General features: G+C 49.2%; 12 protein-coding genes and 1 pseudogene. 3 read left to right on the forward strand and 10 right to left on the reverse strand.

All coding sequences use genetic code 11. The annotated features are described in order from the left end of the window. Positions 1 to 20: 20 nt before the first annotated feature. Both NC981_RS21165 and nfi read right to left on the reverse strand, forming a co-directional pair. Entirely contained in the window at positions 21 to 404 is a 384-nt protein-coding gene (locus NC981_RS21165) for a hypothetical protein (protein WP_348244723.1), read from the reverse strand. Position 405: 1 nt separating this feature from the next. Further along, positions 406 to 1065, reverse strand: coding sequence for a deoxyribonuclease V (gene nfi, locus NC981_RS21170; protein WP_348244724.1), 660 nt, complete (start codon positions 1063 to 1065; stop codon positions 406 to 408). A 65-nt stretch (positions 1066 to 1130) separates the two neighbouring features. Here nfi and NC981_RS21175 point away from each other — a divergent pair, with 65 nt between their 5' ends. Next, on the forward strand, positions 1131 to 3359 hold the full coding sequence (locus NC981_RS21175; RefSeq protein ID WP_348244725.1) for a bifunctional serine/threonine-protein kinase/ABC transporter substrate-binding protein: 2229 nt from the start codon (positions 1131 to 1133) through the stop codon (positions 3357 to 3359). A 2-nt stretch (positions 3360 to 3361) separates the two neighbouring features. On the opposite strand, the gene NC981_RS21180 is transcribed toward NC981_RS21175, so the two are convergent. The 4 genes from NC981_RS21180 to NC981_RS21195 all read right to left on the reverse strand — a co-directional run bounded on the left by NC981_RS21180 (position 3362) and on the right by NC981_RS21195 (position 8301). Further along, positions 3362 to 3727, reverse strand: coding sequence for a hypothetical protein (locus NC981_RS21180; protein WP_348244726.1), 366 nt, complete (start codon positions 3725 to 3727; stop codon positions 3362 to 3364). Between the two features lie 272 nt (positions 3728 to 3999). Next, complete coding sequence (locus NC981_RS21185) at positions 4000 to 5211, reverse strand: AGE family epimerase/isomerase (RefSeq protein ID WP_348244727.1); 1212 nt, start codon at positions 5209 to 5211, stop codon at positions 4000 to 4002. A 29-nt stretch (positions 5212 to 5240) separates the two neighbouring features. After that, entirely contained in the window at positions 5241 to 5693 is a 453-nt protein-coding gene (locus NC981_RS21190) for a single-stranded DNA-binding protein (protein ID WP_190379320.1), read from the reverse strand. Between the two features lie 64 nt (positions 5694 to 5757). Next, positions 5758 to 8301 carry a mannose-1-phosphate guanyltransferase gene (locus tag NC981_RS21195; RefSeq protein ID WP_348244728.1) on the reverse strand — a complete coding sequence of 848 codons (2544 nt, stop codon included), beginning with the start codon at positions 8299 to 8301 and terminating at the stop codon, positions 5758 to 5760. A 167-nt stretch (positions 8302 to 8468) separates the two neighbouring features. On the opposite strand from NC981_RS21195, the gene NC981_RS21200 reads away from it, so the two are divergent. Both NC981_RS21200 and NC981_RS21205 read left to right on the forward strand, forming a co-directional pair. Continuing rightward, positions 8469 to 8645, forward strand: a complete 177-nt coding sequence (locus NC981_RS21200) for a hypothetical protein (protein ID WP_348244729.1) — start codon at positions 8469 to 8471, stop codon at positions 8643 to 8645. 4 nt (positions 8646 to 8649) lie between these two features. Continuing rightward, positions 8650 to 9327 (forward strand): class I SAM-dependent methyltransferase, encoded by a 678-nt coding sequence (locus NC981_RS21205; RefSeq protein ID WP_348244730.1) that lies wholly within the window; start codon positions 8650 to 8652, stop codon positions 9325 to 9327. Positions 9328 to 9445: 118 nt separating this feature from the next. On the opposite strand, the gene NC981_RS21210 is transcribed toward NC981_RS21205, so the two are convergent. From NC981_RS21210 to NC981_RS21225, 4 genes and pseudogenes are all read right to left on the reverse strand, one after another. Next, the gene (locus tag NC981_RS21210) at positions 9446 to 10849 is read right to left on the reverse strand and encodes a Rieske 2Fe-2S domain-containing protein (RefSeq protein ID WP_348244731.1); all 1404 of its coding nucleotides are present in this window, start codon (positions 10847 to 10849) and stop codon (positions 9446 to 9448) included. Between the two features lie 109 nt (positions 10850 to 10958). Further along, positions 10959 to 11279 (reverse strand): hypothetical protein, encoded by a 321-nt coding sequence (locus NC981_RS21215; RefSeq protein WP_348244732.1) that lies wholly within the window; start codon positions 11277 to 11279, stop codon positions 10959 to 10961. 354 nt (positions 11280 to 11633) lie between these two features. Then, a pseudogene (locus NC981_RS21220) lies at positions 11634 to 11870 on the reverse strand (hypothetical protein); the annotation flags it as partial. Positions 11871 to 12310: 440 nt separating this feature from the next. Continuing rightward, positions 12311 to 13540 carry an LL-diaminopimelate aminotransferase gene (locus NC981_RS21225; protein ID WP_348244733.1) on the reverse strand — a complete coding sequence of 410 codons (1230 nt, stop codon included), beginning with the start codon at positions 13538 to 13540 and terminating at the stop codon, positions 12311 to 12313. Positions 13541 to 13602: the final 62 nt, after the last annotated feature.

Here is a 13602-nt window from a genome sequence, read left to right on the forward strand (position 1 = left end):
CTATCGAAGGAAATACTAACTTAGCGCGATCTTAAGATGTTCTTAACGTCTAGATTGGGGAGTGGGTCGCTGACTCCCCGAAATGAACCCGGTTTTCCACTAGCGACTCCAAACGCATCACGCGGCGGCTTGAAAAAACTACAGACGATTTCTGCGGTTCCATCTTGTTCAAATAGCTCCAGAACTTTGTTCGGTTGAATCGCAATTCTCTTACGGCAGTCGTATACATGCATTGGCTTTACTTCACCATCGACTCGCACTCTGGCACGATACTCCCAATAGTTCTTTGCGCTGCGTTTGATGGTCACAATACAAATTTCGTGGTTGTCTAAGGTTCGACAAGGTGCTGCCTGCACCAGTAATGTCACATTAATGAATAGAATGATCAGAATTAAAAGTCGCATTTCAGCCGCTAGCTAATTTGTGTGCATGTCGTGTTGTTTCTGGTAATCGATATTTTGTGGTGCAACCCATCACATAAGCGATCGCTGTTTCTAAACTAATCCGATGTCCAGAAGAAATATAAAGCGGATTGGTGCCGATGCGAGTTCGGAGAACGGCTCCGATCGTGTCGCCTTTATGTAGCAGTGGCACCCATTCACCGCGTTGGTTTGGCACTTCTGCATAAGTTCCGACTAATCGGGATTTTGCAACCCCGACCGCAGGTAAATTCGTCAACACTCCCAAATGACAGGCGATGCCAAATCGTCTTGGATGCGCCAATCCTTGACCATCACACAGCAACAAATCGGGGGTCGTCTGAAGTTGCTCCAGCGCATCTAGCACCGCAGGCACTTCTCGAAACGAGAGAAACCCCGGAATGTAGGGGAAGGTTGTCGGACGACGAGCGATCGCGCTTTCATGAAGCTTTAACTCTGGATAAGACAACACCGCGACGGCGGCTCGCGTGACGGTGCCCTCGCTCTCGAATCCCACATCGATCCCCGCGACAAACTGAACCACACCAAACTGATCTTGGGTGATGACTTCTTGACGAAGTTCCTGTTGGATTGGGATGGCTGCTTCTGCCGTCAGCGCCCACTCATGTCGTGGTTCAATTTTCATGACTGCTTCGTGTATGATTTTGTCGATCGACCTACAATGCACTATTATCTCTTTCCAGGGCTGCGATGCTAGGACGACTTCTCGATGGACGATACAGAATTATTCAGGCTCTAGGGTCGGGCGGCTTTGGGCAGACGTACATCGCTGAAGATACCCGTCGTCCCGGAAATCCGCGCTGTGTGCTGAAGCATTTGAGCTTTTCGAGCTACGATGAAGCGATTTTGCGGCAGGTGCGCCGCATGTTTTACGCTGAGGCGGATACGCTGGAAAAATTAGGCAAGCACGACCAAATTCCGCAACTGCTGGCGTATTTTGAACAAGACCACGAGTTTTATCTGGTGCAAGAATTCATTCAGGGGCATCCCCTGAGCGATGAAATTACTGGCGGTCATCGACTTTCAGAAGCTCAAGTGATTGAACTACTCGAAGATGTCACGCGAGTTCTTGATTTTGTGCATCAACAGGGTGTGATTCATCGCGATCTCAAACCTGAAAACCTGATTCGCCGCGATCGCGATCAAAAGCTGGTGCTGATCGATTTTGGAGCCGTTAAAACCATTGTTGAGACCTCGATTGCAGAAACGCAGGTGCAAACCCAAGTTAGCCTTCCCGTATACACCACAGGCTATGCTGCTAGCGAACAATGCCTCGGAAAACCAAGATATAACAGTGACTTCTATTCGTTAGGAATCATTGCCATTCAAGCTCTAACTGGAATGCGTCCTTCCCAGTTTGCCCACGATCCCCGTACTTACAGCCTCGTCTGGCGTGAACACGCAAACGTGAGCGACGAGCTTGCGGATGTGATCGAGAAAATGACGCAGTTTCACTTTAACGATCGCTATCAAACCGCCTCAGAGGTATTCGCCGCATTAGCGCAAGTCAAGTCTGCGACCTTTACGCAAGTTCCCCTCTCAAAAATTGGTCGCCCTCCGCGCGCTCGTCGCTCAAAAAAGTCTTTCAAATTTGCGGCGATCGGGCTGGGAGCTGCGTCAATCGTCGGGATTGCTATCTGGGCATTAACGCGCCCCGCTGCAACACCCGTAGTCGAGCAGGCGGCACAACAACTTAGTTTTGGGGAAATCGGACTCAATCCACTTTCACAAATGCCGCTGAAGCAAGCCGCGATCGACAAAATGAGGAGCGGCAATTTTTCTGAAGCGGTGAAGCTCTTCGAGAAAGCACGACGCGCAGATAAATCTGATCCCGAAACCTTAATCTATTTGAACAATGCCCGCATCGGCAACCATCAAGCTCATACCATTGCGGTAGTGATCCCGGTTCGCACTCAACCTCAGTCTTCGATCGAAGTACTACGTGGCGTTGCTCAAGCGCAAGATCGAATCAATCAAACCAAAAGCATAAAGCTACGAGTTGCGGTGGCGTGGGATGACTCTGATCCTAGACTCGCAAGCACGATCGCAACTCAGTTGGTGAACGATCCAAAAGTTCTCGGCGTGATTGGACATGGAACCAGCGACACAACCTATGCAGCCGGAAAAATCTATCAAGCCGGGGAACTGGTTGCTATTTCTCCGGTTAGCTCGGCAAAAGATTTGTCGGGCTTTAGTCGCTATGTGTTTCGCACGATGCCGAGTGATGAATTGCCTGCTAAACAGCTTGCCGCCCACCTAACTAAACGGCTGAACAAACGAAAGGTCGCCATCTTCTTCAATTCCAAAAATCGCTACAGTCGATCGCTCACCGACTCGTTTAAAGATGCGCTCTACTATGGGGATCGAGGGCAAGTCGTGGATCAAATTGATTTAAGTGATCCCGCGATCGAGATTGCCGATAGAGTGAACCAAGCGAGGAGAAAGGGGGCACAAGCTATCCTGCTGGCTCCTAACAGCGAATTGCTCGATCGAGCGCTGCTTGTGATTAACGCCAATCAAAAACGGTTGCCGATTCTGGCAGGAGATGCCCTTTATAGCTCCCGGATTCTTACAGAACTGGGAAATCTTGCAGCAGGAATGGTCGTTGCAATTCCCGCAGCACAAACTCAGCTACAGAATTCGCCGTTTGAGCAGCAAGCGCGATCGGTTTGGGGCAAGCCTGCACCTTGGCGATCGGCACTCGGCTATGATGCGGCTCAAGCGTTCATTGCAGCGCTGCAAAAAGCGCCCACCCGGAACGGCATTCGCGCTGCACTTTCAACCCCGGAATTCACCACGATCGGAGCAGTCAATCCCGTCAATTTCACCCCGAACGGCGATCGCGAAATGGCGATCGTGCTAGTGCGGGTGACTCCGGCAAAATCTGGGCGATTTGTGTTCCGACCGGTCATGAAGTAGCGCTATTTTACAGGCTGAGTCACAGGTTGAGTTGTAGGGGCGGGTGTGACGGATGCGGGTTGGGATTGCAGCAGAACTTGGCGACGCTTGAGGAATTCAGCAGTTGCAGCGTCTAGGCTATCTCGCTGCTGCTGTCGGAAGGCATCGGGGTCGATCGAGGTTTGAGTCGCACGCTGAATTAGCTCCATCAAACCCGTGCTGGGGTTTTCGCCGCGATTGTTAAACAGATTACTCAAAGAATCTTGGGACTGCGGATCACGAAGCAAATCAGCGCTACTGGGTGCTTGTTGAGCGTGAGCTGGTTGCGCGAGTGCGAACGCAGCACCCAATCCTGCAATGAATCCAAATGCCAATGCTTTCCTAGACATGAAACAACTCCCCGTTTGCGATGGTTTGAATGACTTTGCCCTACTGACATTCTACTGAGGACAAATTGTGATGACGAATTGTTTTGGAAATTTCTCCCATCACAACCCCTAATTCTCAGAATAGAAAATCTCTACGGTTAGATGAAACTGTTGCACTTACAAATCTGTCACAGGAGGGATGTACGAAACTCCAGCTTCGTGAGATTGTATAGGAGTGTGAGGAGATTGATTCAAGTTTCAAAAGCCTTTGAAGTCGAAACACGGCAAGACGTTCAAAGGCTTTTGTTTTGCGAAGAATCTGCACGATCGAGCTTCTCGAACTCCTGCCAGCAGAGGTACAGCGATCGTGGCACATGAAAGCAGCCTTTCCACTTGCCGCCCTTCAGATTGAGTAGCACTTCGCCGCGTCGATTGAGATAGCCAAACCATTCACCATACTCTCGATCGGCAAAGTGGTTCCAACTGTAATCGTGGACTTTTTCGTACCAGTTCCAGCATTCTGCACGTCCGGTCAGACGATACCCCATGACCAGCGCGACTAATGTTTCAACATGAACCCACCAGAGCTTTTGATCCCACTCTAGCTGCTGGGTTGGATAGCCTTTGATGTCCAGGAAGTAATAGATTCCGCCATAAGTTTGATCCCAGGCAAACTCTAGTGTATTGAGTACCCCGTCAACACATTGGTTAATCAAGTCCAGATTATTGCTGCGAACACTTCGTGGCGCGTAGCGTTCGGCGATATCCATCATGAACCACATCGCCTCAATACCATGACCCGGATTAATCAAGCGACCTTCAAAAGAATCGATGTGGGAGCCATCTGGAGCAACATTTTCGTAAAGTAAGTTCTGATCCAAAAAATCAGTCATCACTTCTTGAACCGTTGCTTTAAGCACTTGTTCTAGCGTTTCCTGGGGTAATAACCATTCCATCTCTAGCGTTAAATTCGCAAGAATCATCGGGACGGATAACCCTTTCATCGATCGCGTTCCCGGATATGCTTTGTTATAAATTCCTTTTGGGTTGTTCTGCCGACGCAAGACGTTCTGATATGCCTGAAGTGCAACCTCTCGCGCCCAGTCCTGACCGGATGCTAACGCGAATTGACTAAACGCCATCGCTGCAAAACAGTCAGAGAAGATATTGTACGGCTGAATCAAGGGTTGACCCGAACGATCGAGCGAAAAATACCAGTTGCCCTCAGCGTCGCGCCCATGTTTTGCTAAAAATTTCGCGCCATGTTCTGCGATGTCTAACCACTCCGATCGCGGCTCCAATCGGTTGCACAACATCGAAAACATCCAAATCTGGCGGTTTTGCAACCAGATAAATTTATCCGTATCGTAGACACTCCCGGTGCGATCGAGGCAGGTAAAATAGCCGCCTTGCGGATCGATCGAATGCTTCTGCCAAAACGGAAGTACATCATTGAGGAGCGCAGTTTTGTACAGGTCTGCTAACTGCTGAAAATCGCGCTCCATATCACCGCTCCGTAAAATCAGCCTTTATTTTAGAACGGGATGTCGTCTAACTCAGGCTGAGATTCAAGCGCTGGAGCGGTAGGTGCTTTGGGGGTACGTTTCGGAGTCGTGGCGGCAGGCGGCGGAGTGCTGGGAGCGCGAGTCGGAGCCTCAGTCGTGACGCTACTAGAGATCGATGCGCCGTTTAGAGCGTGAATTCTTTGAATGGTTAATTCTGCTTGCTTCTCTTTGAAGCCTTCAGGGCGATCAACGGTATTCATCGTCAAGCGCCCTTCTAGAATCACGCGATCGCCTTGGTGATAGTTTGCTTGAATTTCTTGCGCGAGGTTGCCCCAGCCCACTGCTTTAAGCTGAGTTGCCGGATCTTCGGGGCGGAGTCCAGCAAACTCCACTCGTAACTCCGCGATCGGGGTTTGGTTGTCGGAGGTGAATCGAAGCTGCGGTTCCTGAATGATGTCCGCTAACAAAATGATGCTGTTCATAGACCTGTGAAAAGTGGGTGAACGTTATTCTACTGCCTTGGCTGATTTTGTAAGAAGCGATATTTTAGTACACATGCTCTATTCTAGCTTCTTCGATGCCTTGTTCTTGGTAAACAAACTCTTGCACTTTCAGCCGATACTCGCGCAAAATTTCATCGACCCAGCCGCGATTCGGGCTATTGGCGTAAACGTGAATTAAGGGTTCCGTGGCATCTGGTAAAATCAGCACCCAGCTATCGCTGCGATCGGGATTAAAAATCTTCACGCCGTCAAACGTCTCTAACATTTCGGCTGGATGACTTTCGACTAAATGCCGCATCAGCGCTCCCTTAATTGTCCAGGGACAGCGCACCGAATAGGTTTTGTGCGATACACGCGGACACTCTGCCCGAATTTGCGCCAGAGTGCGGTCTTGCAGCGTCAGCATCTCGATCAGTTTCGCAATGCAGAACATCGCATCGAAGCCAGGATGCAGTTGCGGAAAGATAAAGCCCATTTCGCCGCTACCCCCTAAAACCGTGTTGCCGTGAGCATGACAGGCTTCCATTAGCGACGTTGGACTCGCTTTGGTGCGTACCACTTTGCCATCGTGACGACGAGCAATTTGCTCGATCGCGCTCGATGCATGAACCGGAACCACGATCGTCCCCCGTGGATTTGATGTCAACATCATATCGACCATCAGCGCCGTCAGCGTTTCACCCCGAATTGGGCTGCCTGTTTCATCCACAAGAATTAACTGTTCCCCGTTAGCCGAAACTTGCACCCCAAAGGTTGCTTTTAGCGCTTCGACGACGTGACCGAGCTGATTGAGCAGAGATTCACGATCGTTGACCGAGGGAGCCGTTTGCGTCAGACTGGCATTCAATACGACTGCATCACAGCCGAATTTTGCCAATAGCTGTGGCAAGACCGCACCAGAAACCGCATAAGCGTAATCAATCACAACTTTCGAGCTACTGTGCTGCACCGCTTGAATGTTCAAATGCCGCTCAAATCCACGGCTGTAGATTTCAGTTGCTTGATTGACGCTCACCACGCCGCCAATTTCTTGAATCGGAGCGCGGCGAAAATCTTCCTTGAAAAATGCGCCCTCGATCTTTTTCTCGATCGCTTTCGAGACGTTAATTCCAATGCGATCGAAAAACTCAATCAAAATGTGATCGGATTTTTCTGGATGAATCCGAATGTGTAAACCGCCTGCCACACCGAGCGTGGGGACGACCGATCGCGACACGGGAATCGCTGTCGCTTCGAGGTTTTGCACATTAATTCCAACCGACATCAAGCCTGCAATCATCGATCGTGACACCATCCGAGAAATCGTTCTTTGATCTCGTGAAACCGTCACCTGTGATCCCGGTTTGAGCGTTGAGCCATAGGCTGCTCCCAGCTTCACGGCAAATTCTGGAATGATATCGACGTTGGCGAGTCCAGAAACGCCGCGCTGACCAAATAAATTCCGGTGTGCTGTGTAGCCCCAAATTAAATTGGTGTTGAGCGTTGCGCCTGCTTCTACATTTTTACTGGGCCAAACGCGCACACTGGGGCCAATCAGCGCTTCTTCTCCGACAGATGAAAGTGGCCCTACCACTGCGCCTTCTAGAACATGCGATCGGCGATCGATTCTCGCTCCTCGCGCAATCACACAGGCGCGTAAATGCACTTCATCTCCGATCAAGGCACCGTTCCAGATGATCGGGCGCTTCAAATCTGCTTCTGCCCCGATCGTCACGTTATCTCCAATTGCGGTTCCGGCTTCGATCGTCACCCGCGCTCCAATCCGGCAGTTATTGCCAATAATTGCCGGTGTTTCAATTCGCGCTGAAGGATCGATATAGGTGTTGTCTCCCACCCATAATCCGGGCGATCGCTCGACGTAATCGAACTCTAATTTCACCTTGCGCGATAGTCCTGCATACTGCGCTTCCCGATACGCATCTAAATGCCCGACATCGCACCAATAGCCTTCTGCAATGTAGCCATACATCGGCTCACCTTTATCCAGCAAAAGCGGGAACAGATCTTTTGAAAAGTCTGCCTCTTCGTTGTCCGGCAAATACTTCAGCACATCCGGCTCAAGAATATAAATTCCGGTATTCACCGTATCCGAGAAAACCTCACTGCTTGAAGGTTTTTCTAAGAAGCGACGAATGCGGTAATCTTCATCCGTGATCACCACACCGAACTCGATCGGATTCTGTACTCGCGTTAACACTAAGGTTGCTTTCGATCCCTTGCGGTAGTGGAACTCGATCGCAGCGCTCAGGTCAAAATCGGTAACACTATCGCCGCTGATCACCAAAAACGTATCCTCGAGCAATTCCGCAATATTTTTAACGCAACCAGCGGTTCCTAAAGGCTGATCTTCTTCAACCGCATAAGTCATTTGCACCCCGAACTCACTGCCATCCTGAAAGTAATCACGCATCACATCCGGGAGATAGTGCAGCGTTGCGATCACTTCCCGAATGTGATGGCGTTGCAGCAGATTGATAATATGTTGCGCGATCGGCCGGTTGAGAATCGGAACCATCGGCTTTGGCAGGTCACAGGTGAGCGGTCTAAGTCGAGTTCCCGATCCGCCTGCCATTAACACTGCTCTCATACAGTCTCCTTCATACTTTCTCGATTTGTGCGATCGCTCTTTATTCAATTTGACAGCGCCAGCTTTTTTCGGACAGGAATCTCACAATTATTAGCAAATGTGAAGTCCCCCGACTCCGGATTTCGATTGTTAGAATCTGGAAATAAAATGAAAATGAGGACTTTGGCATGAAGCTCTTATTGTTAGTGGCGTTGGCGGTGTATGTCGTGGGAGCTTATCGCTTTTGGAAAGGCTTCCGACGGACAAGCTTTAGTCAAGGTAGGGTGTATTTGGCGCTACTGTGGCCCGCTTTGATGTTTAATCGTTCTTACCGTCAAAACTTTACTCGCGCACTTAAAGGCTAAATCATTGGCTGTACAAGACTGGGATTCACAGATTGCTGCGATCGCCGATCGCTTTAACCGAGAATATCGCGGTGAGGCGATCGTGCTGCCTGAAGAAGTTGAGGCAATGCCGATTTTTCGGGAGCGCGTATCAGGACAGCTTCAAGCAAAGATTACCTCTCCGTTTTGGCAATTGGCGCAACCGCAGAAGAATCAACGCTGCTTGGATATTGGCTGCGGCGTTGGTTTTTTGATTTATGGCTGGCGGGATTGGAATGCTTACTATTCTGGTCAAGATGTCAGTAAGGTGGCGTGTGATGCGATCAATGCTCGCGCTCCGCAACTCAATTCTAAGCTGTTTCGCGGGGTTAAGCTCGAAGCAGCGCATCAGTTGCAGTATGAGGCGAACCAGTTTGATTATGTGGTTTCGACGGGCGTGAGTTGTTATTCGTCGATCGACTACTGGTCGCTAGTTATGTCCGAAGTGAAGCGGGTGCTTAAACCCGGTGGAGTGTTTGTGTTTGATGTGCTTGATCCGAATGCACCACTGGCGGAGAGTTGGGCAATTTTGGAAACGTATTTAGGCACAGAAGTCTTTCTTGAGTCGTTAGAAGATTGGAAGAAATTGATTCAGTCTGAGGGCGGTAAAATTGTGAAAACGCTGCCTGGAGAGTTATTTCAGTTGTACAAGGTAACGTTTTAGGATGGTACAACGCTGCGTTGTTAGCGGCTGATTGCCCCCTAAATCCCCCACGAGTGGGGGACTTTGAGCATAGAAGAACTGTGAACATAGAAGAACTGCTTGAGCTTGGGGAATTCCTCTACTTGCGCGGCTTCTCTGGTCGGTTTCTCGCTGGAATGCGATCCCCTCGATAAAACCTGCGCTCTAAATTGTGCAACACAAGCCAAGTTGAACCTGCAATCAGGGGCACGATCGCAGCCAATCCCGCAATTAGCAGCGATGACGGCTGAAAGAGAATGGACACTAAAGGCAACACTGCCCAACACAAGCCCCCTAGAACAGCGATCGCGAACTTCAACTGCTGAATTCGCGCCAATGCAGTACGGCAGCTTGAACAATGAACGGTGTGAGAGTGATAGCGATCGAGTAATTGTTCGATCGGCTGCAAAGGAGGTAACGATTGATGCGGAAAGGGATCAGCTTCAAACTGATTCACCCAATTTCGTAAGCTTGACACAAATGCATCGGCACGAGTCGGTAAGTAACAAGCTTTTGCATAGTTCTCACTGCCACCTTTTTCGACTAAATAGCGCTCTTGATAGTGCAAAAAGATTTGATCATCTTCTAACACCGTGTTGTTGCCTAAATGCGAATACCAGCGCGGTGTGAGCTTGATAAAAAATTCAGGAAGCTTAGAGGCAAACTTAAACGGGAATCGAGCAAAGACGCGGCATTCCCCTTTTCGCATCGGTGTTGCATAAACAACCGTGAGCGTCCGCCCGAATTGTTTCGAGGTTAGATCGTGATACATCAGTGCCGGAGCAATAAACTTTGTATGCTGCGATCCCAATGTTCCTTTGCGTGGGCCTTCTTGCCAAAAGCCTACAAAACCTTGTTTACCAGATTCTAAAACTTCTAGCTCAACGGTGGAAGCATTCGATCGATTCCCCACGGATTTATGATGCGTAAACGGAATGTGGCTAACATCAAGAACATTTTCCAGCAGCGTTAAGGCATCGTAAGGTAAATCGCGAAACGTGTTCAAACACACCCATTCATCGGGCGATTCTTCCATTGCTTCTATGATCGGAATGTTGACTTGCTCTGGATTGTTTTTGCCGGGATAGATGAACAATAGTCCTTGCCGTTCTGCGGTGGCATAGGAAGCAACACACGCCCGCTTAGATTCATCTGCAGAAACATTGTCAGACTGTTGGGGAATACGATCGCAGCTTCCATTCCCTTGAAATGCCCAACCATGATAGGGACATTCAAGCAATCCATCTTCTGCAATTCTGCCTTCTGAAAGCGGTGCTAACCGGTGCGGACATTGATCTTCAAAGGCTCTCCAAATCTCAGATTTGGCATCCCACCAGATTACTAGGTCCTGACCCAACAGCGTAAATTTAGTTGGCTCTGTTTTGCTTAAGTCTCGAACATAGTGAACTGGATACCAAGCTTCTTTGCAATCAAACCGAGCCGGATCGGTTCCACCGGCGGGAAGTTCGGTCGGTTGTGCTGTGGGAGGTCGATCGATCAGCATGAGTCAGCCCTTTGAAGAAATTTCTTTACACTTCTTCATTATAAAGAGCTGAGTTTAAGACAGGTGAAACCATAGTCAGCGATGGCTTGAAGGGTTCTACATCTCACGCTCAAGCGATATAGGAACTGAACGCGATTAAGCCGACTAAGGTGAACAAACCGAGTCCTCGACGGAAGTAGTTCACGCCCTGAAACAGTTCTAACCAAGCCCAGGTAAACGCAGCTCCAAACCCGATTAAACCGATTCCAGCTTGGAGTCTGCTTGCAGGAAGGACAAGATGCAATAGGATAGCTGTCGTGGCAACGATAACGGGTAAATTTGGCATCTGAGCAATTACAATATTGCCCTCGTGGTCGCGAAACGTGCGATCGAACAACGTGCTTCTTTGCGCTTCAACTTTCTCTGGATTGGTTTTTAATTGCGATGTCATATACTCTGTCTACCTGCTATTTGCTTCAAAGCTTAGCTCTGTTGCATTCGCTCGATGCCCCACTAAAGTTGGAGATTTTCAGTGTTAACAGTTGAAGATTTTCAGTGTTAACGTGAGTTCGACAGAAGTTTTTAGCTACGTTTGAACCTGCGGGTAGCCCCCTAAATTCCCCACAGGTGGGGGACTTTGAAGGGTTAGGAATCGATTCAATTGGGGAATTGCGGTTCTCTAAGTCCCCCATTCTGGGGGATTTAGGGGGCAAGAAGCCGCTCAAACCGCAGCGAAAAATCTCGTCGAACTGACGTTAGGTTAGGGTTAAGGTAGACCAGCATCGAGTGTGACGGCAAATTTGATTCAAGCCTTACGAGTGCGGAGGAGTTGCATGAAGGTATCGCTGACGGTGTGGTCTTTAGTATCGGCAGCATACTGAATTAGGGTTTCTCGCAAGGCTTGGGCGGCATCGATCGATAAGAGAGTCGCGAGGAGAAAGTAAACGCCGCGAAACCGAGGATCACCGAGAAAGGTTCGCACGATGAAAAATGCGGCGATTTTGTCGTGTTGGAAATACCATTCTCTCTGAGTTTCGCCTTCAAACAGCAACGATCATGATTGAAACGAGAAACTTGCTGTTTGGAAGACGATCGTTTGAGTTTAGAAGATGATTGTTCCGCTTTAGAAGACGATTATTTGAGTTCAGAGGACGATTATTCCGCTTTAGAAGACGATCGTTTGAGTTTGGAAGACGATTGTTCCGTTTTAGAAGACGATCGTTTCGCTTCAGAGCACGATTGTTTGAGTTTGGAAGACGATCGTTTCGCTTCAGAGCACGATCGTTGGTGTTGCATCTCTCGATCAAAGAACTCTTATGCAATTTTGGTAAAACGAAGGTGCGGTAGCTTCGCTTCACCAAAATTGCGTAAGAGTCGCAAAGAGTCCACTCATTGCAGACCTTTTAATCTTCTCAAAGTCCCCCAGAATGGGGGACTTAGGGGGCACAAGCCGCTCAAACCGAAGCCAAGATTCGCATCTACTTAGAACTTTGCCGTAATCCGCTTCATCGCTTCAACGACATTCTCCCGGCTATTAAACGCAGAAATGCGGAAATATCCTTCCCCTGCTGCCCCAAACCCTGATCCGGGCGTTCCCACGACATTGCAAACATTCAGCAGCTTATCGAAGAAATCCCAACTCGATAAGCCATTCGGCGTTTTCACCCAAACATAAGGTGCATTCACACCGCCATAGACAGACAGCCCTGCTGCGGTCAGTTGTTCGCGAATGATCTTGGCATTTTCCAAATAGAAATTCACCAATGTCTTGATCTGTGCTTGTCCTTCCTCGGAATAAACCGCTTCCGCGCCTCGCTGAACAATGTAAGACACGCCGTTAAATTTAGTCGATTGGCGACGATTCCACAGCTTCCACAATTCCACATCCGAACCATCGGAAGCTTTTGCCGTTAGCGTCTTCGGCACAACGGTTAGCGCACAGCGCGTTCCGGTAAAGCCTGCATTTTTAGAGAACGATCGAAACTCGATCGCACAATCCCGCGCCCCTTCAATCTCATAGATCGATCGCGGCAAACTTTCATCGGTCACATACGCTTCATACGCTGCATCGAAGAAAATGATCGTACCGTTTGCCTTCGCGTAATCTACCCAGGCTTTCAAATACTCTTTAGTTGCGACTGCACCTGTGGGATTGTTCGGGAAACAGAGATAAACCAAATCAACTTTCTGCGAGGGAATCTCAGCCGTGAAGTTGTTTTCCGCAGAAATCGGTAGATAAACTAATCCCGCGTATTCTCCCCGATCGTTCGCCTCTCCGGTATTTCCTGCCATCACATTCGTATCGACATACACCGGATACACCGGATCAGTCACCGCGATCGTATTGTCGTGCCCAAAGATTTCCAAAATATTGCCTGTGTCACATTTCGAGCCATCCGACACAAAAATCTCAGAGGCATCAATCTCACAGCCTCGCGCCTGAAAATCATGTTTCGCAATCTTTTCCCTGAGCCACTCGTAACCCTGTTCAGGCCCATAACCCTTAAAGAGACTACGATCGCCCATGTCCTCAACCGCTTTGATCATCGCCTGGCGACACGCTTCCGGTAGCGGTTCGGTCACATCCCCAATTCCCAAACGAATAATCGGAGCATCAGGATTTGCCTGCGCGAAAGCATTCACCCGCCGCGCAATTTCGGGGAATAAGTAACCTGCTTTCAGCTTCAAATAATTGTCGTTAACGGTTGCCATGTCGATTGAGTGTGAATTGAGTGTGAATAAGGTCTGACTCACCATTATTCATCAGATTTCAC

It is taken from the genome of Leptolyngbya sp. DQ-M1 (assembly GCF_039962505.1).
Lineage (GTDB): Bacteria > Cyanobacteriota > Cyanobacteriia > Leptolyngbyales > Leptolyngbyaceae > Leptolyngbya.